This window comes from Chryseobacterium suipulveris, assembly GCF_022811685.1.
In the GTDB taxonomy this organism is placed as follows: Bacteria; Bacteroidota; Bacteroidia; order Flavobacteriales; family Weeksellaceae; genus Kaistella; species Kaistella suipulveris.
This window is the reverse complement of record NZ_CP094532.1, coordinates 1,375,951-1,398,237: the sequence shown is the minus strand read 5'-3', so window position 1 is coordinate 1,398,237 and position 22,287 is coordinate 1,375,951. Positions and strand designations below refer to the sequence as shown.

Below are 22,287 nucleotides of genomic sequence, written 5' to 3'. Positions count from 1 at the left end.
AAAAATATTATGAAAATTAAACTACAGGAAAACGAGGTTTCTATAGTGAAACTTGGCGCTTCCACAGAAAATAACGGTGTTTACAAGAGAAATGTAACTTTTGAAATGAATGGTCAGCAGTTTGAGCGTGAAATTCTACTCACGCCAAACGGAACCGGTGATGATTACGAAAATGTTGAAAATTTCTACGCAATGAATAAAGAAACTGTAGATGCAAGTCTCACCGAATATTTTTCTGAAAATCACACCTATCTAAATCAACCGAACCCATAAATGCAGTTACAGCCGAATGAAATCGTTACTTCTTTAAAACCTTCAAAAATTCTGAAGATTTTAAAAGACCCCGTGAAATCTGCAAAAGCCGTGGAACTTGTTTACACGACCGACAAGGAATTTGAAGGCATCACCCGTAAAAAATACGGCAAAAAATTTCATTATTATCTCGATGGTGTCCGGATTAGTGATACCGAGGAAATTTCACGGATTAACAAGCTCGCCATTCCTCCGGCTTGGGAACAGGTGTGGATTTGCGCTTTGAACAACGGACATCTTCAGGCCACAGGAATTGATGCGAAACAGCGCAAACAATACCGGTATCATCCTGTTTGGAACGCCCTTCGAAATCACACCAAATTTTACAGAATGCTGCAGTTCGGTTATGCGCTGCCGAAAATCCGATTACAGTTGGAGCAAGATTTGGCGTTACGAAATCTTGGCGAAAGAAAAGTTCTCGCGGTGATAGTAAGTTTGATGGAGCGGACCAATATCAGAATCGGCAACAGCGTTTATGAAAAGCTTTATGGTTCATTTGGCTTAACGACGTTGAAGGACAAACACATCGACGTAAAAGGTGACCGAATAAAATTCTCATTCAAAGGCAAGAAAGGAGTTTATCACGATATTGATCTGAAAAACCGCCGGCTTGCAAAAGCCGTTCAGAACTGTAAAGACATTCCAGGAAAAGAACTTTTTCAGTATTATGACGACGAAGGTAAACGCCATTCTGTGGACAGTGGAATGGTGAATTCCTACATTAAGGAAATCAGCGGTGAAGATTTTACAGCCAAGGACTTCAGAACGTGGAGCGGAACGGTGAACGCACTGATTGCTTTCAAAGAAATCGGACTTGCCGAAAATGATAAAGATTACAAATCCAAGGTAAAGGCAGCCCTGGAAAAAGTCGCGGAAAACCTTGGAAATACGGCAACTGTTTGCAGGAAATATTATGTTCATCCGCTCATCGTCAATCTTTACGAAAATTCATCCATAGAAAAATACTTGAATGAACTGGATGAAATAGAAATCAACGACGGGAAAGCAGGACTTACCAAAGAGGAACAGGTGGTGATGAAAATTCTGGAAAACGAAAAACTGTAAAAATGCCTGAAGGTCCAACAATCGTCGCACATCAGAAACAAATCAAAAAATTTGAAGGTAAAACCGTCACCAAAAGCGGCGGCTACCGAAATCCTTTTGCAGAAGACATTTCGGGCAAAAAACTTTTAAAGGTTGATACTTTTGGGAAATACCTGATTCTTCAGTTCAATAAATTCTTTGTTACCGTTCATTTCGGACTTTACGGCAGGTATCTGATTAATGACAAAAAGAAAGTAAACCCCAGTTTCACGCTTCACTTTGGTGATGATTATGTGAATTTTTATGTGGTGAATCTCAAAAAAATTGATGGAAATGCTGACGATTATTTCAACAGGAAGTTAGATGTTTTTTCAAAAGATTTTGAGTCTGATGAAATGAAACAACTGCTTCTTGAGAAACTCCCTGCGAAAAAAATCGGTGATGCGCTGATGAACCAGGAGATTTTTCCGGGTGTGGGAAACGTCATCAGAAACGAAGTTTTGTTTCTCGCCAAAATTCACCCCGAAAGTGCGGTTGGGAAAATTCCGTCCAAAAAATTAGACGAACTTATTCACCACATCAGAGAATTCAGTATCAGTTCGGTGGAACTCATTGAAAAACGAATCTGGAAATCATCTTCAGCGGTTTATCAGAAAGAAAAATTTAAGACTGAAGATGTAAAAATGTATGTTTCACCGGCAATAAAAAGAAAGACTTTCCTGGTGGAAAGCCTTCAGAAACTGTATTCTTAATTGGTTACCGGTTGCGCTTCGCCTGTATTCAGATTCTGAAACAAATCCGGGAAAATTGCCATCAGGATAAAATAGAAAATAATTAATCCAATAATAACGCCTATTGCAATTACCACTCCTTTTGAAGGAGTATTTTTTTTGTCTGCCATAATATTTATTTTTTGTGTTTATTATCTCAAGATAATTCAAAAATAAAATTTCCGCTTCATACTTCTCTTACACAATTCAAAGGAAAAGTTTGAAAATATCATATTTTAAAACCTCTCATTTTATCTCCTAAATCCATAAGAAATTGCCGTTTTTTTTGATTAAATTTGTACTTCTTTAATTTTCATTAAAAAATACAACATAAATGTCACAGGCAAAAATCTATTACACCCTTACGGATGAAGCACCAATGCTTGCTACCCATTCGTTTTTACCAATGGTAAAAGCGTTCACCAAAACTGCTGAAATTGAAATCGCAGTTCCGGATATTTCTTTGGCCGGAAGAATCTTGGCAAACTTCCCGGATGCTTTAACCGAAGCGCAGAGAATCCCGGATTATCTTGCAGAATTAGGACAGTTGGCAACGCAGCCGGAAGCCAATATTATTAAACTTCCGAATATTTCAGCATCCGTTCCGCAATTGGAGGAAGCGATTGCCGAACTTCAGAAGCAAGGTTTTGCCGTTCCCAACTATCCTGCAGAACCTAAAAACGACGAGGAGAAAGCGATCAACCAGAAATATTCCAAAGTGTTGGGAAGCGCTGTGAATCCAGTATTAAGAGAAGGAAACAGCGACCGACGCGCACCGAAATCGGTGAAAGATTACGCTAAAGCCAACCCACACAGAATGGGGGTTTGGAACGCGGATTCGAAAACTTCTGTGGCACACATGCAAAACGGAGATTTTTATGGAACTGAAAACTCAACAACCCTAGAAAATGAAGGAAAATTCAGAAGTGTTTTTTACGGAAACGACGGTTCAGAAAAGGTTTTGAAAGATTATGCTCCACTGAAAGCAGGTGAAGTGATCGACTCTTCAGTAATGAATATGTCTGCATTGAAATATTTTGTACAAACCGCAATTGACGAAGCGAAAGAAAAGAATGTGCTTCTTTCTGCACACCTGAAAGCCACGATGATGAAGGTTTCCGATCCCATTATTTTCGGAGCGATTGTGGAAACTTATTTTAAAGACGTTTTTGCAAAATACAAAGATGCTTTTGCCGAACTCGACATTAATCCAAATTTCGGTTTGGCGACACTTTATGAAAAAATCGCGGGAACTCCGATGGAAGCTGAAATTAAAGCCGATATCGAAAAAGCAATTGAAAACGGACCAAGAATCGCGATGGTGAATTCTGACCAAGGAATCACCAACTTCCACGTTTCCTCGGATGTGATTGTGGATGCTTCGATGGCGGCACTCGTTCGCGGCGGCGGAAAAATGTGGAACAAGGACGGAAAAGAGGAAGATACCGTTTGCCTGATTCCGGACAGAACTTATGCCGGTTTTTACGAAGCGATTATCGACGATATGAAGAAAAACGGAGCGATCGATCCAAGAACTTTCGGTTCTGTTCCAAACGTTGGTTTGATGGCACAGAAAGCTGAAGAATACGGTTCCCACGACAAAACTTTCCAAATCGCTTCTGATGGAACCGTGAAAGTAGAAGACGAAAACGGCACTACTTTATTGGAGCAAAAGGTTCAAAAAGACGACATCTTTAGAATGTGTCAAACGAAGGATGCACCGATCCAGGATTGGGTGAAATTAGCAGTGAACAGAGCGCGGCTTTCGAATACGCCTGCAATTTTCTGGTTGGATAAAGGAAGAGCTCACGATGCCCAAATCATCAAAAAAGTTGAAAAATATCTTCAGAATTATGATTTAACAGGTCTTGACATCCGCATTATGGATGTGAAAGACGCGATGCTGGAAACTTTGAAACGCGGCCGCGAAGGAAAAGACACGATTTCTGTTTCCGGAAATGTTTTGAGGGATTACCTTACCGATATGTTCCCGATTCTGGAACTGGGAACTTCTGCAAAAATGTTGTCGATCGTTCCGTTGATGAACGGCGGCGGTTTGTTCGAAACCGGAGCAGGAGGTTCTGCGCCGAAACACATCGAGCAGTTTATCGAGGAAGGTTACCTTCGTTGGGATTCCTTAGGAGAATTCCTTGCGTTGCAGGCGTCTTTGGAACATTTGGCTCAAACCCAGAACAACGCGAAGGCAAAAGTTCTTTCCGACGCTTTGGATACAGCGAATGCAAAATTTCTTGCCACCGATAAATCCCCTGCAAGAAAAGTAGGCGGAATCGACAACAGAGGTTCACACTTCTATTTGGCGATGTATTGGGCAGAAGCTTTAGCCAACCAAACCGCAGACTCGCAGATTGCAGAACAGTTCAAACCTGTAGCTGCAGCAATGTCCGAAAACGAACAGAAAATCAACGACGAATTAATCGGAGCACAAGGAAAACAACAGGATATTGGCGGTTATTACAAACCCAATTTCGAGAAGACGGATGCGGCGATGAGACCGAGTCCGACGCTAAATACAATTATTAACCAGATTTAGAATTCCCCTCCTTTGGAGGGGTGTCAAAAATTTTTACAAATTTTTGACGGGGTGGTTTAAATACCCCTAAAAACATCTCGAAATCTTCGGGAAGTTTTTTTTGAAAAAATTTGGTCAGTAAAAATAATTTTCTACTTTTGTAACATATTTAACCGAATAATGAAACAATTCTTAAATAACAATTGGTGGTGGCAATCGTTTTCTACAGGCGATTTACACACCCGTTGTATTATTTGATGAATTGAATTATTGAAAATATTACAAGTATCTGTAAAGACCGTCTGTATTTCAGGCGGTCTTTTTTTGTCTCTTTAAATCAAAAAAATCAATCTTAAATTAAAAATTATGAAAAAGAAAAAGTTTCTTCTCGACGAAGATCAGATGCCAAAAAAATGGTATAATATCGTGGCAGATCTTCCCAACAAACCACTGCCACCACTCCACCCAGGAACCAAGGAACCGATTAGTCCCGATATGCTTTCACCACTTTTTCCAGATGAGTTGATCAAGCAGGAAGTTTCTGAGGAAAGGTTTATCGATATTCCCGAAGAAGTTCTCGAAAAGTACAAAATCTACAGACCTTCGCCATTAATCAGAGCATTTGAACTGGAAAAAGCATTGGGAACCGACTGTAAAATTTACTACAAATACGAAGGCGGAAGTCCGAGCGGATCGCACAAACCGAATACCGCGATTCCGCAAGCTTACTACAATGCAAAAGCTGGGGTGAGAAAAATAACTACTGAAACTGGAGCTGGACAATGGGGAACCGCACTGAGTTTCGCTTGCGCACAGTACGGAATCGAATGCGATGTGTATATGGTAAAATCGAGTTTTAACCAGAAACCTTACCGCAAAATAATGATGAATACTTTCGGGGCAAATGTTTTTCCATCACCCAGCGAAAGAACTCAGGCGGGAAGGAATTTCTTAGCTGAAAACCCCAACAGCAGCGGAAGTTTGGGAATGGCAATTTCGGAAGCGGTCGAAATGGCGGTGCAGGATGAACACACCAAATATTCTTTAGGATCGGTTCTGAATCACGTTTTGCTTCATCAAACGATTATTGGAGAAGAAGCTTTGAAACAGTTTGAAATGGCAGAAGATTATCCCGATGTAATTGTGGCTCCATTAGGAGGCGGCTCAAATTTCGCAGGAATTGCGTTTCCTTTTCTGAGGGAAAAACTTCAGGGAAATAAAGAAGTGCGTTGTGTTGCGGTCGAACCTTCTTCTTGTCCAAAACTCACAAAAGGAAAATTTATGTACGATTTTGGCGATACTCAAGGTTATACCCCTCTTTTGCCGATGTTTACTTTGGGGCATAATTTCGAGCCCGCTTCCATTCACGCAGGAGGTTTGCGTTACCACGGCGCAAGTGTTTTGTGCTCGCAACTTCTGAAAGACGGAATTATCGAAGCCAACGCAATTCCTCAAATTGAATGTTTCGAGGCCGGAAGTCTGTTCGCAAAATATGAGGGAATTATTCCCGCTCCTGAAAGCAATCACGCCATCGCACAGGTTTTGCGTGAAGTGGAACTCGCAAAAAAGGAAGGAACTACCAAAACAATTCTCTTTAATCTAAGCGGTCACGGTTTTGTGGATATGATGGCGTATTCGGATTATCAAAATGGAAATTTAGAAGAACATAAGTTGACCAAAGAAGAAATTGAAAACAGTATTTCTAAAATCAAAAATCTTCAACCACAAGAAGTTGCAATCACGTAATCGTAGTTTTATAATTTGGTTTAATGAGGACTTCCCGAAGATTTTTCGGGAAGTTTTTTTTATCGAATCTGCTTGATCAACTCTCTAATTTTCTTAAAATGGATTCCGTAGAAATAATGATAACAAAGCTTCCAAATAAGGAAAAGCGACACCAAACAGAAAACAAGCGAAATTATCAGTGTCCAAAAATGCAGCTGAAAATCGGTGTGCTGAAAACCTTTACCGAAAGCCATTATTAAAAAATATTCGCATAACAAGATGGGAACAAACGCAACGTAATACGACTGATAAAGGTCGCGATAATATTTGATCTTATACTCCAGCTCCAGCAAATGTTGGTAACTGGAAAACTGGTGGCTGGAAATCCCCCTATAAAAACGGTAAATCTTAACGACATAAAAAGCGCACACCATCATCGCAACCACAACCAAAGCAACTGCATACATCAACAATTCCTGATTTTGGATGGTTCGGTACAGAATATATAGGACAACGGGAAAAACAGGAATCATACTCCAAAATTCCCAACGCAGGTTGCGCTGCACGATTTTCAGGGGATCGTTGAGCTTTTCCTGGTTTTCAACCGAAATCTCAGGAGTTTCCGTTACCTGATCTTTTTCCCAAATTTCTTTTAATTGATCGATTTCCATTGTTCAAAATTTTTCTTATTTAACATTCCCTAAACTGCGTTGAAATCTTCATGAAATTTTTATTTCTGTTCCATGAATTTCATTCACGGCTATTCAAATTGAAGCCATTCGGCTTCTCCTTAATGCTAACTATTTCCAATCAATAATTTCAGTTTTTCCTTCGCACGGTTCAGCTTTACTCTTGCATTGACTTCCGAAATTCCGAGCTGTTCCGCCATTTCCTTTCCCGAGTAGTTTTCGAGATAGTAGAAAATCAGCGCTTTGTCGATTGCGTTCAGCCGGTGGATCGCGTCGTACATTATTTTCAGTTTCTGCTCCTCCTCATCATTGTAATCTTCATTTTTAATCCTGAAATCACCGACCTCCGAATTTTGGATGAAACTCCTTTTCTTTTCAGATTTCAGGAAAATAATTGCGGTGTTCAACGCCACCCGATAAAGCCAGGTTGAAAATGCACTTCTTCCCTCAAAACTTGGGAACGCTTTCCACGCCTGAAAAATAATCTCCTGGAAAAGGTCTTTCTGATCATCAAAATTGTCCATATACATTTTGGAAATTTTGAAGATCACTCCTTTGTGTTTTTCTATTTTTTGCAGAAATTCCTTTTCGAGCGCAGCCATTGAAACAGTTCAAATCGGTAAGTAGCAAATTTGGGGAATTGTTACAGATTTTTCAGTTTTCTTAAAATCATTATTTTTACAAAATGGAACATCTTTTCTCTATCCACCAAAAAAGAGCGGCTGATTTCTCCGAAAATTTCAGCGACGAGCTGTACCATATTTTCCTTTTTGAAGGAAAGGGAAAGATCACCATCGATTTCGCGGAATACCATTTTGAGGGAAAAACCATCCTTTTTACCGCACCTTATCAGAACATCAGTTTTTCGACAAAGAAGAATTTCGAGATTCAAATGCTCAGTTTCCACGGTGATTATTACTGTATCGAATACCATAAAAAAGAAGTCGCCTGCAACGGATTGCTGTTCAACAACATTTATCTTTTCCCGCATTTCGGGTTAGCTGATGAAACTTTTGACGAAATCGCCGAAATCTTTAACAAAATACAGAACACCAATCCTTCCGAAGAATTTTCGAACGCGGTGCTCAGATCCTATCTCCAGCTCATTCTCGCGCTTTCAAGTAAGACGAAGAACCAAATTCTAAAGGAGCACAATCAGGAAGTCGAAGATTTAGAGGAGTTAAAAACCTTTCAGAATCTGGTGGAACAGCATTTTCTCAACGAGAAAAGTCCAGCTTTTTATGCTGGTTTGATGCATATCTCACCGAATACTTTAAGCAAGAAAATCAAAAAGGAATTCCATAAAACTCCATCGCAGATCATTCAGGAACGGGTGGTTTTGGAGGCCAAGAAGAAAATTCATCTCACCCGAAAATCCATCAAGGAAATTGCGGCAGAAATGAATTTTGAGGACGAATACTACTTCAGCAAATACTTCAAAAAAAATACGGGAATTTCTCCGAAGCAGTTTCGGGACGATGTGGGGATCTCGGTTGTGGCGGATTTGTAAAACTGTTTTAGAATTCTTTTTAGGATATTTTTGAAACGCAAAGATTTTATTATTACTTTACAAATTGAGAAAGCAAAGCTTGCGAACTAGTCCGCTGATTAAGCGTTCGCTTCATCAATTCGCTTTAGCGGATAATACTTTGCTGTCATAAAATAGAGAATCATTTAAGTAGAAATCTTTGCGGTTTCTTATTCTCGTAGATTTCGTGATTGTGCCGAATATTTTTACCACGAATGCACGAATGATTTCTTTACAATAATTCAACGCAAAGATTTTATTATTACTTTGCAAATTGAGAAAGCAAAGATTGCGAACAAGTTCGATGATTAAGCATGTATTTTAGCGGTCCGCATTTGGCAGGAAATATTTCTGTTTTGTAAAAATATGCGCAAAAATTGCTTTTGGGCGTCATTATTCTGTCAGAATTGACGATTCATTATTTTAACAAAGAATCCAAATCTGTCTATGCAATGGGCAGATTTTTCCATTTTTTTTGGGTTGGATCAGAAGTATTTTTGCAATGCGGTTTGAAAGAAAATCTAAAAAGTAAAAAAACTGCAACGCTTTGCACGAAGCTTTTCTTTAAGGATTATTTCTGCGGACTACAAAGCTTTTTTAATGAAAGATATGGAGAAGGTTACTCATTTTTTGGCTGGTTCGCAGCGACAGTTTATCAATTTTGTAAGGATCTGAATTTTCATCGTAATGGCGTGGATTGGTGGATTGAAGGCATACCAATACGAAGCGGACGGAATTATCCCATTTGTTGCAAACTCGCCCTTTATGAGTTTCTTCCTCAATAAAAGTGTGGACGACGCCGATAACTACAAACTTTACAAAAACAAGGAAGGCGAAGTGGTTCCCGAAAATATCGAGTGGCACAAAGCGAACGGAACCTATGCTTTTTCCTACGGATTGGGAACAGTGATCGTGGTTTTGGGAATCCTGGTTCTGCTCGGAATCTGGTTTCCAAAAATCGGAATGTGGGGCGGTTTGCTCACCTTCGTAATGTCGATTGTGACGCTGAGTTTCCTGATCACCACGCCTGAAACTTGGGTTCCAAATCTGGGCGGTCCCGATTTCGGTTTCCCTTATCTTTCGGGAGCAGGACGACTTGTTCTGAAGGACGTCATTATGATGGGAGCAGGTTTGGTTTGCGCATCGGAATCAGCAAAACGGCTGGTTTCCGCAAAAAAGAAATAGTTGAACTTCAATAAGTTTAGATTATTCATAGTTTAGTTTTTTATGTGTTTTAACGGAAATTTCCCGCCAGTTCTGACGGGAAATTTTTATTATGGGTATCTTGTAATTTTCTTTTACCGGATTCGTCGAGACGAACTAAGATTTTTGCGAAAAAAAATAAACCTAAATTTGCTCCCTTTAGGGGTGTGGTAATCAAATTTAGGTTTATTCTGAAAATATATAGTACCTCGATGCTCTTCTACGAAAGCATCTTCAGGTTATTCACTTCAAGCTCAGTGAGGATTCTCCAGTGTCCGCGTTTCACATTTTTCTTGGTCAATCCTGCAAACATTACTCTGTCGAGTGCTTCCACTTCGTAGCCGAGTTTCTGGAAAATTCTGCGCACTACCCTGTTCCAACCGATGTGGATTTCGATGCCGACTTCATTTTTTGGTTTTCCGTCGATATAGGAAATACTGTCAACTTCGGCAACACCTTCTTCCAAACGGATTCCTTCCGCAATTGCGTTTAAATCGGCTCTGTCAAGTTTTCTGTCTAAAGTTACGTGATAGATCTTCTTCATATTAAATGAAGGGTGCGTCAGTTTTTTGGTCAAATGTCCGTCGTTGGTCAAGAGAATCACTCCCGTTGTTGTGCGGTCCAATCTTCCCACAGGAAAAAGTCGGTACGGCGAAGCGTTTGCAACCAGATCCATCACGGTTTTTCTGGCTTTCTCATCTTTGGTGGTCGAGATGTAACCTTTTGGTTTATTTAGTAAAACATAGACAGGTTTTTCAGGCGTAATCTTCTGTCCATCGAAAACTACTCTGTCGGTTTTCTGAACTTGGTAACCCATTTCCGTCACCACTGCTCCATTCACCTGCACCAATCCCTGAGTTATCAGTTCGTCGGCTTCTCTTCTTGAGCAGATTCCTGAGTTGGCGATATATTTGTTGAGACGGATGGTGTCTTTGTGCAGATCTTTGTCGATTTTGTTCAACCTTCTTCGCTGTACAAACGATTTCGCACGATCCTCGTCTTTTTCGCTAAATTTATTGAATGGTTTTTTCGGACCGAATTTTCTATCGCCTTTCTCGTATTTGTCGCGGGTATCGAAAGATTTTCCTGTTCTCTTCCCTGTTGGTTTTCTTGTCGTTCTTTCAAATGATTTTTCAAAAGATTTAGCTTCTGATGGCGAAAACAATCTTGGTTCTCTTGCCGATTTCGATGGCTTTTTTTCCTCAGAATCTTCAGACTTTCTGGTTCGCGGAGACGCTGGTCTTGAACTTCCTGCAGAAGGTCTTGCTGGTCTTGAAGAAGAAATTCGCGGTCTTCTCGGTTTATCGTTGCTGTTTCGGTCTCTGCTCATTTTCTGAAAATTTTTGCAAAGATACTTTATTTGGATGGAAGATGGAGCAAATTTGAAAATGAGAGAATTTGGCAATTTGAAAATTCGGAAAATCGCAATTCTTATTTTCGGCTTAGTAACTTGGCTCTTGGCTCTTTTTCCTTGGCTCTTTAAAAATACTTCAAATAAACCCCATTCGCCAACATTGCGAAAATCCCAATCAGAATCCATATCCGCAATATATTGAGGTTGATGAATTTTGAGTTTTTCGTTTTGTTTAAAACCAGATAAACAGATAGAATCTGCACGAAAATACTGAGTGCAAAATACCACGTCATAATTCCGTGAAGTCCCTTTCTGGCGATGATCAGCGCCGAAATGAACTGTGCGGAAACGAGCAGAAATACGATCACGGATTTCGTAGTTTTCGCAGAAAAAGTGTTGGGAATCGTGAAATAGCCGAAAACTTTGTCGGCGTTTTTGGTTAAGGTATCTTTAATGATGTCGATAATCAAAAGCATCAGGAAAATGTAAACCGCCATCAGAAATACCTTCATCGAAAACGTTTGGTAATAAACCAACATCCCGAAAAACGGATACAAAGTTAAACTGACAAAAGTTAAGTTATTGATGATTAAGATTTTACTCAGTTTGTGACTGTAAAACCACATTAGAAACTGATAAACTAAGAAGAATACGAAAACTCGCGGCGAAATCAGAAATGCGATGGTGAGCGAAAACAGATTCAACAATAAATAGACATACAGAAAATACTTCTGTTTGAGGAAACTTTGCAGCCGGGTTCGGAAAGGTTTCGTCAACTGGTCTTTTTCTCTGTCGTAAAACTGGTTTATGATTCCGCCCGCCAAAATACTGAGCACGGTGCAGAAAATGATCCCGTGAACCTTGAAATCGAAAACGAAATTTCGGATGCTCTCCTCCTGGTTAAAAAGAAAAAATGTGGAAACGTAGAGTGCGAATGTCAACAGCAAAGTCACGAAAACCCTTGCTCCCAAAAGGAAACCAACGATCTGCGAAATTCTGTAAAAAATTGGATTATTCCTCTCCCTAAATCCCTCTCCAACGGAGAGGGACTTTCGAGAGCTTCTATTTTTAAGAGAATTTGCCAATGATGAAATTTGTACTTAGGAAATAAATATTGGCAATATCGTATTTTTTTAGAATCTGTAAATCACCTCTTTATTGAAACCTTCCAGCATTTTTTCGGCCTTGCTGTAATCTTTGGTGAAGCCCAAAATATAACCGCCACCGCCGCTTCCGCAGAGTTTTAGGTAATAAGCGTTGGTATCGATTCCTTTTTTCCACACTTTATAAATGCTTTCCGGAATCATCGGTTTGAAATGTTCATACGCCCAAACTGAAAGGTTTTTCAGATTTTTGAAAAGCGGGTTCATTTCTTTTTTCAGGAACGCATCGATACATGCATTGTTGTAACGAATGAACTCTTCCTTCAACGTCTTTCTGAAACCTTCGGTTTTCATTTTTTCGAAGAAGATCTGAACCATCGGTCCCGTTTCGCCCGTCATTCCGGAATCGATGAGGAATATCGCACCCTTTCCTTCCTGACTTTCGGGGATGGAAACTTTATCGACATTCTCTTTGTTTTCAATGAGGATCGGAAGATTCATATAGCAAATCAGCGGATCGATACCCGAACTTTTCCCGTGGAAGAAGCTCTCCATTTGACCAAAAACTTTTTTCAGGTTTTTCAGCTGATCTTTTGAAATGCTTTCGGGATTGAATTTATTTACGGAATACTTCTCAAAAATCGCAGCAACCAAAGCTCCAGAACTTCCCACTCCATAACCTTGCGGAATATTGGAATCGAAGAACAGTCCTTTCTGGATATCTTTCTGAAATTTGGAAATATTGAGTTTGAACTGGTCTTCAACTTTAATCTCTTTCAAATAATCAGCATATTTCTGAAGAGAAGAATTCGAGTTTTTCTCGAACTCGTCCTGAAGGTCGGAAAACTTCAAAGTTCCTTTATAGAAGCTGTAGGGCAACGTCAAACCTTGGGAATCTTCAATGATTCCGTACTCGCCGAACAGCAGGATTTTTGCGTAAAATAAAGGATTGGTCATAGTTTAATTAATCCATTGATTTCCAATTGCAAAGTTAAGGAAAATTTGGTGAAGTTGGTGCAGATTGGTGCAATTGATGCAAATAGTTGCAATCGGTGCAAGTTATTTTGTTTGTTTTTTCTTCCCTCCAATTCTTAAGTTGTTCTATTGCGTCATCGTGATTATAAAACTCGGCATCTTCTCGAACCATCTAGTCATAATCTTCGTGAAGTTCTTTTCTAATCTGTTCTGACTTTTCGTGTTTTCCAATAATTTCAAGCTCTTTCACTGAAAATGTACTCAACAATTTCATCAACTTTTCTTTGATTAAGATGTCATATTGAATAATTAAAGTTTCCATTATCTCGTTGTTTATTAAACAAATCTACAAAATCAATCTTAAACATTTCCTTGCATTCTAAATCACATCTTTATCTTTCATCACCTTCACCTTCAAAAACCTGATCAGCACCAATCCGACGAAGAAAAACAGCGACATCGAGAGTGCCGAATAACGCATATTGTGGTATTTCTCAATCATCGTGGCAAAAATGAAGGTTCCTAAGATAATGGCAATTTTTTCCAAGACATCGTAGAAACTGAAATAGGTGGTATTGTCCATCCCGTCTTCAGGTAAAAGCTTGGAATAAGTCGAGCGCGACATTGCCTGCAAACCGCCCATTACCAAACCGATGATGCCCGCGATTCCATAAAATTGATATTCAACGTTTGGATTTTCTGGCTTTAGATAATATGCTGAAAGACAAGCGACAATCCACAAAATAATCGCGATGGAAATCACATTTTTGTTTCCAATCCTTCTCGACAGACGAGAGAAAATTACCGCACCAATAATCGCCACAATCTGGATAATCAAAAGTGTCATTATCAGTTTTTCCTGCGCCATATTGATTTCACTCTTACCGAAAAGCGTCGCCATCAGGAAAATGGTCTGCATTCCTACACTGTAGAAGAAAAAACTCGAGAGGAAGAACTTTAGGTTTCGGTCTCGGAAAAGCTTGTTTCCCACCTTAAACAGTTCACGGAAACTCTGTTTTGTAATGTCGATATAGAACGCGATATTGTCTTTCAAAACTTCCCAGAAACCTCCCTGCTCTTCGTGCTTCTGAAAAATATTTTTGTAGTTCAGAAGAACCAAATCTTTCGGCAGCTGGTCCTTAACATTCCCAAATTGCGGTAAATGTTTAAACGTATATTGCGAAAAACCGAACCACCACGCCCCAGTCAAAAGGAACGAAATCCGGGTGTACATTTTCGCCTGTTCCGCATCTTTCGCCAAAACCTGAATCAGCACCAAACAGATGATCACCAAAATCACCGAACCGATATAGCCGTAAACATACCCTTTCGCCGACAAAGCGTCCTGTTTATCGGGAGTTGCAATATCGGGCAGGAACGAGTTGTAAAAAACCAAACTTCCCCAAAATCCGACACTCGCCGTAATGCTGAACAGCAATCCGAGGAAAACATTCTGCATTCCCGTAAACATCGCCAAACCCATACACGAAGTCGCACCGAGATAACAGAAAAACTGCAGGAAAGACTTCTTGTTCCCAATCGTATCCGCCAACGACGAAAGTATGGGCGACAACAAAACCACGATCAAAAACGAAATCGTAAGCGAATACCCATAAATCGCATCAGGTTGATATTCCTTCCCGAAAATCTTGATCAGATGCCGCACTGGAACGGTAATCCACTGTCCTGTTTCCTGCACATATTCCTTCTTTTCCGACGCCGTCGTAAGGATCGAGTAATAAATCGGAAAAATCGTTGAAGTAATTACCAGTGAATAAACAGAGTTCGCCCAATCATAAAGCGCCCACGCTTTCATGATTTTCGGGTTGTTCTTGATGTTGGTTTCCATTAAAGTTTCAGGTTTCAAGTTTCAGGTTTCAGGTTTGCGGCCTATTTAAATTTGTTTCCTTTTAATTCAGATTTCTGCAAATAAACAATAAAGTTTTTAATTTTACCGCTCTACAATTGATATTCTTCAATCAATTTTTCCGCATCGTCTTCTTCTAAATATTCAAAATCCATTGCTCTATAAAGTTGTGACCGAGTTTCTCCACAAGATCCTTTAGCAACGGAAATAAACTGTTTGAACTCATTGCTTCCGTCACGCTCAAATCCCTCTGCAATATTATCCATTACGGAACCCGAAGATGAAAAAATTTGATTCCTAAATCGAAAATCATTGTTGAAATTGCTTTTCTTAGATTGAATAAAAATTTGTTTGCAAAGTTTCCTTGCATTTTGCCAAATTTCTAGATCCTCAAATCTTCTAACCGTTGCCATAACTTTAATTTTAAAATTAAACTTGAAACATGAAACCTGAAACTTGGAACAAATTTAAGAGATGTTCTCGATCACGATCGCGCTCGCTCCGCCTCCACCGTTGCAGATTGCGGCAGCACCGTATTTTCCGTTGTTTTGTTTGAGGACATTGATTAAAGTGACGATGATTCTGGAACCTGAACTTCCGAGCGGATGTCCCAGAGAAACCGCTCCACCGTTGACGTTTACTTTATTTGAATCCAATCCTAAGATTTTGTTGTTGGCCAATCCCACTACAGAAAACGCTTCGTTGAACTCGAAGAAGTCAATATCGGAAACTTCCAGTCCTGCCTTTTTCAGAGCGATCGGAAGTGCTTTCGAAGGAGCGGTGGTAAACCATTCCGGTTCATGCGCCGCGTCTGCGTAGGAAACGATTTTTGCTAAAGGTTTCAGCCCGAGTTCCTCCATTTTTTCTTTAGACATTAAAACTAATGCAGAAGCTCCGTCGTTTAAAGTTGAAGCATTTGCAGCCGTAACCGTTCCGTTTTCTTTTTGGAAAACCGTCGGCAAAGTTCCGATTCTGTCGAAGTTTACGGATTTGTATTCCTCGTCTTCGGCAAAAATAACTGGATCGCCTTTTCTTTGGGGGATTTCCACGGGAACTACCTCATCTTTGAATTTTCCCTCGCTCCAAGCTTTTGCCGAACGTTTGTAGGATTCGATGGCAAAATTGTCCTGGTCTTCTCTTGTGATTTCGTATTTGGAAGCACATTTCTCTGCGCACACTCCCATGTGTACTTTGTTGTAAACATCGGTTAATCCGTCGAGAACCATTCCGTCCTGCATTTTTACGTCGCCCAGTTTTGTTGCGTTTCTTGCGTTGTAGTAATGCGGAACCTGCGACATATTTTCCATTCCCCCTGCAACCACGATTTCTTGGTCGCCTGCTTTGATGGAGTTTGCAGCCAGCATCACCGATTTCATTCCCGACGCGCACACTTTGTTCACGGTCGTTGCAGGAACTTCATTAGACAAACCTGCTCCCAATGCAGCTTGACGAGCGGGAGCTTGACCTTCTCCTGCCTGCAAAACATTTCCCATATACACTTCCTGAACCAGATTCGGATCGAGGTTGATTTTACTTAACGCGCCTTTGATCGCTGCAGAACCCAATTTCGGTGCAGGAACTGTTGACAGACTTCCCATAAAACTTCCCATTGGTGTTCTTGCTGCGGATACGATGAATACTTCTTTCATATTGATTATAATTTTAGATATCAGATTTTAGATTAGGATTTTACCCCTTAAAAAAATTTGAATTTAACCTTGCCAAATTACGAAAAAAAACACACCCGATAAAAAGTGTGTTTTGCTTTATTTAATGGTGATTAATGTTTGATCTCGCCCAGTTCTTCGGGATTGTGTTTGTGTTTGAACATGATGGCAAACAGAACTGCAATCACAAAAGCATACGCTGCAAAAACGAGCCAGATTTCGTGCCACATCTTGTCGCCGTTCGGAAGCGTGAAATATTTCTGGATCAGCCAACCACTCACCAAACTTCCCATGATTGCGCCAAAACCGTTGGTCATCATCATAAACAATCCTTGTGCAGAAGAACGGATTTTGTAGTCGGTAGTCGTTTCCACGAAAAGCGAACCTGAAATATTGAAGAAATCAAAAGCCATCCCGTAAACAATACAGGAAAGGATAATCAGTCCCAAACCGAATCCTACAGGAACTCCGAAAGCAAAAAGCCCGAAACGTAGAACCCAAGCAAACATGGAGATCAGCATCACATTTTTGATTCCGTACCTCTTCAAAAAGAAAGGAATTGCAAGAATGAAAAGCGTTTCCGAAATCTGCGAAATCGACATAATGATCGTCGAGCGTTTTACCACGAAGCTTTCTGCATATTCAGGGATTTTCCCGAAATCGGAAAGGAAAACGTCACCGTACATATTCGTCAGCTGAAGCGCAGCTCCCAAAAACATTGAGAAGAAAAAGAAAAGCGCCATCTTGTAATCCTTAAACAGGGAAAATGCGTTCAGTCCTAATTTTTCTGAAAGTGAGGCATCTTTTGGAATAAGGTTTTGCGGCGGACATTTTGGCAAAGTAAATGCGTAAATTCCCAAAATAATGGCAAAAACTGCCGCGATAATAAACTGATTTCCAGAATCCTTGTTCCCTGAAAGATTGGTAAGCCACATTGCGGCGATAAATCCGATGGTTCCCCACACTCTGATCGGAGGGAATTCCTTCACTACATCATAACTATTATTTTTCAGAATATAATACGCAATGGAGTTGGACAAAGAAATTGTCGGCATATAAAACAGCATCGCAATGAGCATTACCCAAAAGAAACTGTCGGGAGTCGTCATCTGCGGAATGAAAAATAAGGTGATTCCGTATAGGATGTGCAGGATTCCGTAGAGTCGTTCCGCATTCATCCAACGGTCTGCAATAATCCCCGTCAAAGCAGGCATAATGATCGATGCGATTCCCAGTGTCGCAAATACTTTCCCGAATTCCTCACCTCCCCACTGTTTGGTTCCGAACCAATATACACCGATGGTAATGAGCCACGCTCCCCACACGAAAAACTGCAGGAACGATAACACGGTAAGCCGTAGTTTTAGATTCATAGTTCAATAAAAGTTTAGTCGATTTTTTTGTTTCTTTTTTTGATTTCCTTCTGAAGTTCGAGTGCGGCATCGAAATCTTCATCGCGCACCGCCTCCTCCAAAAGTCGGTTGATCTCGGCAATCGAAAGTGTGGAAAGGTCTCCCTCGTTCGTTACCGCTTCGTGAACTTCCTCTTCTTTCGATGGTTCTTCGAGTTCGAGAAGGATTCCCGCCTCGTTCAGAACTTGCGGCGTAGTGTAAATAGGTGCTTCAAAACGAACCGCCATCGCAACGGCATCCGAAGTTCTTGCATCCATAATGAGTTCCTCGCCCGAAGTTTTGTTTTTAAAGTTGATATTGGAAAAGAAAACACCGTCCACAATTTGGTAGATGATGACAGAAGTGAGGTCGAAATTTGCGGAGCTGACAAATTTTGAGAACAGATCGTGCGTCAATGGTCGCGGCGGATGAATATCTTTCTCCAAACCGAGTGAGATCGACTGTGCCTCAAAATTGCCGATAACTATAGGTAACTTCACGTTGGTTTCCTCATGTTCCAAAAGCAGCGCATAAGCACCGGATTGCGTTTGGCTGTAGGAAATACCGCGAATGATCAGTCTTTTGTAATCCATAACACAAATATAAATGAAATTTTTATTTTCCGTTCATTCTCGGGATTTTAATTGCGGATTGCAGACATTTATCAGAATTTAGTTTTGTTTGAAGTAATTCGTATTGACTTTAATTACAAATGAACTTCCAGTGTCGGTTTTCTCTTTTTTAAAAGACGCGTTCAAAACTTGATCCGCGAATTGATATTGCTGAATCCGATTCCATCGGTGTTTTCATCAAATAAAAAACCTTTTCCATTGTCTTTGACATTGATTGTGAGGTTCGGGTCTTCAAAGTTTATCTCAAGAAAAGCATCTGTTGCACCGGAATGTTTGATGATATTGTTCATCAGTTCCTGAACGATTCTGTAAATGTGTGTTTCATATCGTTCTGAAATATCGGGACTTTCCTCTTCAACATGAAAATGAATCTTTAAAGGTGAGTGTTTCTCGATTTTCGTGCAGTAATTCTCCACTGCTTTTATTAAACCAAAATTCGTGATGGAAGAAGGTGAAAGGTTGTGTGAAATCTCACGGATTTGAACTGAGGACCGCTCGACAATTTGGGCAAGTTCTTTTATCACATCTGCATTTTCCGGAGTTTCTTTTTGCATATCAATGAAAGACAACTGGTACCTCATCGCCGTCAAATCCCCCGCAATTCCGTCATGGAGTTCCTGAGCGAGACGCTTTCGTTCCGCTTCCTCACCTTCCAGAAGTCCCTGCAACTTGCTTACCTGCTGCTGATGTTTGTGCCGGGTGATCTCGTTATAAACCCTGTTTTTGTCGTCATTTAGAATTTTAACCTTGTAAGCCAAACCTAAACTAAAAAATAGCGTCTCGATCACGATTCCAAGAAAAAAGAAAGCGATCGGATTCTCCATATTTAATGACGGCACAAAACTCCCAACAAAGGCGACCAACGCAAACGCCACAAATGTCGTAACACCGATTAAGAAATAATTTTTATGCTTTCCCGAATATTTGATCGCCCGTATCACAGTTGGGACAAAAATTGAAAGCATCACCGGCAAATAAAGAAAGGTGTAAAAAGAGATGTACAAATCTTCATCTTTAATGAAAAAACAGAAGACACCAAATATCAAGAAAAAGAAAAACAGCGCACGTAGAATCTGCACAACCCCCTTGAAATACTTTTTGATATGCTTGTCAAAATCGAGAAAGTAAAGTGCAAAAATCGTATAGAAATTATAGAAAAGAACCTGCACATAAAAAAACAGAATATTGGTAAAAATCCTTGCATTTCTTCTCGCAAGCCAATTTCCGACGAATCCTTCGAAAGCATCATACACCGGATCGTACCTGCTCAGAAGATAAATGATTAAAAAAACGTTGTATAGACCGTAATATTTGAAACTTTTTTCACGGGTATAGACATAAATCACGCCGCTTAAAATAATAAACAGCGTCTGGAACGAAACCGCCATTGCCCATATAAAATCACCCATCAGAAATATTGGTCCAGATTGATATAATAGGTAAAAATATTGCTTTTGAATTAACTCTCAGAACCTAAATTCGAATTTCGTCAATTTTTGGTTAACAATTTTCATTAAAAAAGTCCGACAAAAAATGCCGGACTTTGACTATTGAATGATAGGAAGTTTATCCTTTCAGTGCTTTGATTTTCTCGGTCAATGCAGGGATTATTTGGAACGCATCCCCCACAACTCCGTAATCAGCGGCTTTGAAGAAAGGCGCTTCCGGATCGCTGTTTACTACCACGATGGTTTTAGAGGAGTTAACTCCCGCCAAATGCTGAATCGCTCCAGAAATTCCTACCGCCACGTAAAGGTTCGGTGAAATCGCTTTTCCGGTTTGTCCAACGTGTTCTGAATGCGGTCTCCAACCGATGTCGGAAACTGGTTTCGAACAAGCAGTCGCTGCTCCCAAAACATTGGCAAGATCCTCGATCATTCCCCAGTTTTCCGGTCCTTTCATTCCACGACCTGCGGAAACTACGATTTCAGCTTCCTTCAGATCGAGTTTTCCTGAGCTTTGTTCGTGCGAAAGAACTTTGGTGTCTTCATTGGTAACGCAAAGATTTTTCACTTCCTCGGTTCCTGCAACCGGATTTTCCTTTACTCCGAAAGCGTTTTGAGATACGGTAACGATTACTCCGTTTCCGTCAGCTTTCGCGTGCATGAATCCTTTTCCTGAAAATGCTCTTCTTTTCACCTGGAATGGTGAAAGACTTTCCGGTGCCTCCAAAACATTGGTGATCAGGGAAAAGTTTTTCATAATTGCCAACATCGGCGCTACTGAGGAAGCGTCGGTTGTGTGTGGGAAAACGATGGTGTTTCCGTTTACGACTTCGTTCACCGCTTGTGCATAAGCTTTTGCGCTGAAATGTTTCAGTCCGTCGTCTTTGATGTTGAGTACGTTGGTTGCTCCATATTTATACAATAAATCTGAAGAATCGGTTGGGTTCACGGAAATTGCGGTAACCGAATCGCCGGCTTGGTCTGCAATTGCTTTAGCGTAAGAAACCGCTTCGAAAGCTGCTTTCTTGTACACTCCGTTAATATTTTCTGCGTATACGAATATTGCCATTTTATTTTTGTTTAAAGTTTAAAGTTTGACGTTTCAGGTTTCAGGTTTACTCACAATTTTATTTATTTTTTTATTTGAGTTCGTGAATGCTTCACATTTCAAATTTCAGGGATTCCTTAATCCTTTATTCCTTAATCCTTTATTCCTTTGCCTTTTGCCTTTTGTCTTTTTCCTTTTGTCTTTTTCCTTTTGTCTTATTAAATTACTTTCGCTTCTTCGTGAAGTAATCTTACCAGTTCGTCAAGATTGTCCGGAGAAACCATTTTCACAGCGGCTCTTGGTGGAACGGCGTCGTAGGAAACTCCCTGCACTTTTACTTCAGATGACGTAGCTTCCTGCACCTGCAAAGGTTTTGTACGTGCCGACATAATTCCTCTCATGTTTGGGATGATTAAATCTTTTTCATCAACCAAACCTTTCTGTCCTGCGATTACCGCCGGAAGTTTTACAGAAATGGTTTCTTTTCCACCCTCGATTTCGCGGATTGCGGTTGCTTCACCACCGTTTACTTCTAAGCCAACGCATGCGTTCACGAAAGGTTTGTCTAAAAGCTGAGCTATCATTCCGGGAACTGAACCTCCGTTGTAGTCGATGGATTCTTTTCCGCAAAGAATAAGGTCGTAACCGCCGTTTTGTGCGATTGCCGCAATTTCTTTAGCTGTTGAGAAGCTGTCTTTCGGTTCTGCGTTTACTCGAACTGCATCATTTGCTCCGATTGCCAAAGCTTTTCTGATCACAGGTTCTGTTGCGGCGTCGCCCACGTTTACAACCGTAACGGTCGCTCCCTGAGTTTCCTGAAGTTTTACCGCTTTTGTTAAAGCAAATTCGTCCAACGGGTTGATTACCCACTGGATTCCGTTTTTGTCGAAAGCAGATTTGTCTGCCGTGAAATTAATTTTGGAAGTAGTATCCGGAACACTACTAATGCAAACTAATATTTTCATTGGTTCTTGATATTTTTAATAATTTATTTTAACGAAAAT

Annotated in this window: 21 protein-coding genes and 1 pseudogene; 7 read left to right on the top strand and 15 right to left on the bottom strand. The window is 40.3% G+C overall.

What is annotated here, in order from left to right; genetic code table 11:
- Positions 1–9 precede the first annotated feature (9 nt).
- From MTP09_RS06660 to MTP09_RS06650, 3 genes are read left to right on the top strand one after another with little or no spacing between them, the layout of a single operon-like run.
- Complete coding sequence (locus MTP09_RS06660; RefSeq protein WP_243551351.1) at positions 10–273, top strand: hypothetical protein; 264 nt, start codon at positions 10–12, stop codon at positions 271–273.
- A complete protein-coding gene (locus MTP09_RS06655; RefSeq protein ID WP_243551349.1) occupies positions 274–1,377 on the top strand; it encodes a DNA topoisomerase IB in 1,104 nt (367 codons plus the stop codon).
- Between the two features lie 2 nt (positions 1,378–1,379).
- A complete protein-coding gene (locus MTP09_RS06650; RefSeq protein WP_243551347.1) occupies positions 1,380–2,108 on the top strand; it encodes a DNA-formamidopyrimidine glycosylase family protein in 729 nt (242 codons plus the stop codon).
- Here the strand turns inward: MTP09_RS06650 and MTP09_RS06645 are convergent.
- Positions 2,105–2,257, bottom strand: a complete 153-nt coding sequence (locus tag MTP09_RS06645; RefSeq protein ID WP_243551345.1) for a hypothetical protein — start codon at positions 2,255–2,257, stop codon at positions 2,105–2,107. The genes MTP09_RS06650 and MTP09_RS06645 overlap by 4 nt on opposite strands.
- A gap of 203 nt (positions 2,258–2,460) precedes the next feature.
- Here MTP09_RS06645 and MTP09_RS06640 point away from each other — a divergent pair, with 203 nt between their 5' ends.
- Both MTP09_RS06640 and MTP09_RS06635 read left to right on the top strand, forming a co-directional pair.
- Positions 2,461–4,677: an NADP-dependent isocitrate dehydrogenase gene (locus MTP09_RS06640; RefSeq protein ID WP_243551343.1), complete on the top strand. Its 2,217-nt coding sequence runs from the start codon at positions 2,461–2,463 to the stop codon at positions 4,675–4,677.
- Between the two features lie 345 nt (positions 4,678–5,022).
- Complete coding sequence (locus MTP09_RS06635) at positions 5,023–6,402, top strand: TrpB-like pyridoxal phosphate-dependent enzyme (RefSeq protein WP_243551341.1); 1,380 nt, start codon at positions 5,023–5,025, stop codon at positions 6,400–6,402.
- A gap of 59 nt (positions 6,403–6,461) precedes the next feature.
- Here the strand turns inward: MTP09_RS06635 and MTP09_RS06630 are convergent, their stop codons facing one another.
- Positions 6,462–7,052, bottom strand: coding sequence for a hypothetical protein (locus MTP09_RS06630; protein WP_243551339.1), 591 nt, complete (start codon positions 7,050–7,052; stop codon positions 6,462–6,464).
- Between the two features lie 125 nt (positions 7,053–7,177).
- Positions 7,178–7,672: an RNA polymerase sigma factor gene (locus MTP09_RS06625; RefSeq protein WP_243551337.1), complete on the bottom strand. Its 495-nt coding sequence runs from the start codon at positions 7,670–7,672 to the stop codon at positions 7,178–7,180.
- An 83-nt stretch (positions 7,673–7,755) separates the two neighbouring features.
- On the opposite strand from MTP09_RS06625, the gene MTP09_RS06620 reads away from it, so the two are divergent.
- Together MTP09_RS06620 and rclC are read left to right on the top strand one after the other, a co-directional pair.
- Positions 7,756–8,580, top strand: coding sequence for a helix-turn-helix domain-containing protein (locus MTP09_RS06620; protein ID WP_243551335.1), 825 nt, complete (start codon positions 7,756–7,758; stop codon positions 8,578–8,580).
- 627 nt (positions 8,581–9,207) lie between these two features.
- A pseudogene (gene rclC / locus MTP09_RS06615) lies at positions 9,208–9,783 on the top strand (reactive chlorine resistance membrane protein RclC).
- 238 nt (positions 9,784–10,021) lie between these two features.
- Here the strand turns inward: rclC and MTP09_RS06610 are convergent.
- The 12 genes from MTP09_RS06610 to MTP09_RS06555 all read right to left on the bottom strand — a co-directional run bounded on the left by MTP09_RS06610 (position 10,022) and on the right by MTP09_RS06555 (position 22,248).
- Positions 10,022–11,131, bottom strand: coding sequence for a pseudouridine synthase (locus tag MTP09_RS06610; protein WP_243551333.1), 1,110 nt, complete (start codon positions 11,129–11,131; stop codon positions 10,022–10,024).
- Between the two features lie 149 nt (positions 11,132–11,280).
- The gene (locus MTP09_RS06605) at positions 11,281–12,162 is read right to left on the bottom strand and encodes a UbiA family prenyltransferase (RefSeq protein ID WP_243551609.1); all 882 of its coding nucleotides are present in this window, start codon (positions 12,160–12,162) and stop codon (positions 11,281–11,283) included.
- 126 nt (positions 12,163–12,288) lie between these two features.
- A complete protein-coding gene (locus MTP09_RS06600; RefSeq protein WP_243551331.1) occupies positions 12,289–13,215 on the bottom strand; it encodes a mevalonate kinase family protein in 927 nt (308 codons plus the stop codon).
- Positions 13,216–13,405: 190 nt separating this feature from the next.
- The gene (locus MTP09_RS06595; RefSeq protein ID WP_243551329.1) at positions 13,406–13,555 is read right to left on the bottom strand and encodes a hypothetical protein; all 150 of its coding nucleotides are present in this window, start codon (positions 13,553–13,555) and stop codon (positions 13,406–13,408) included.
- Positions 13,556–13,612: 57 nt separating this feature from the next.
- A complete protein-coding gene (locus MTP09_RS06590) occupies positions 13,613–15,082 on the bottom strand; it encodes an MFS transporter (protein ID WP_243551327.1) in 1,470 nt (489 codons plus the stop codon).
- Between the two features lie 110 nt (positions 15,083–15,192).
- Positions 15,193–15,513, bottom strand: a complete 321-nt coding sequence (locus MTP09_RS06585; RefSeq protein WP_317618776.1) for a four helix bundle protein — start codon at positions 15,511–15,513, stop codon at positions 15,193–15,195.
- A gap of 54 nt (positions 15,514–15,567) precedes the next feature.
- Positions 15,568–16,749 (bottom strand): acetyl-CoA C-acyltransferase, encoded by a 1,182-nt coding sequence (locus tag MTP09_RS06580; protein WP_243551325.1) that lies wholly within the window; start codon positions 16,747–16,749, stop codon positions 15,568–15,570.
- Between the two features lie 131 nt (positions 16,750–16,880).
- Positions 16,881–18,140 carry a nucleoside permease gene (locus tag MTP09_RS06575; RefSeq protein WP_243551323.1) on the bottom strand — a complete coding sequence of 420 codons (1,260 nt, stop codon included), beginning with the start codon at positions 18,138–18,140 and terminating at the stop codon, positions 16,881–16,883.
- A 14-nt stretch (positions 18,141–18,154) separates the two neighbouring features.
- Positions 18,155–18,751 (bottom strand): bifunctional nuclease family protein, encoded by a 597-nt coding sequence (locus MTP09_RS06570; RefSeq protein ID WP_243551321.1) that lies wholly within the window; start codon positions 18,749–18,751, stop codon positions 18,155–18,157.
- Positions 18,752–18,912: 161 nt separating this feature from the next.
- Positions 18,913–20,199, bottom strand: a complete 1,287-nt coding sequence (locus tag MTP09_RS06565) for a sensor histidine kinase (protein ID WP_243551319.1) — start codon at positions 20,197–20,199, stop codon at positions 18,913–18,915.
- A gap of 157 nt (positions 20,200–20,356) precedes the next feature.
- Positions 20,357–21,304 carry an electron transfer flavoprotein subunit alpha/FixB family protein gene (locus MTP09_RS06560; protein WP_243551317.1) on the bottom strand — a complete coding sequence of 316 codons (948 nt, stop codon included), beginning with the start codon at positions 21,302–21,304 and terminating at the stop codon, positions 20,357–20,359.
- Positions 21,305–21,501: 197 nt separating this feature from the next.
- Positions 21,502–22,248 carry an electron transfer flavoprotein subunit beta/FixA family protein gene (locus tag MTP09_RS06555; protein ID WP_243551315.1) on the bottom strand — a complete coding sequence of 249 codons (747 nt, stop codon included), beginning with the start codon at positions 22,246–22,248 and terminating at the stop codon, positions 21,502–21,504.
- Positions 22,249–22,287 lie beyond the last annotated feature (39 nt).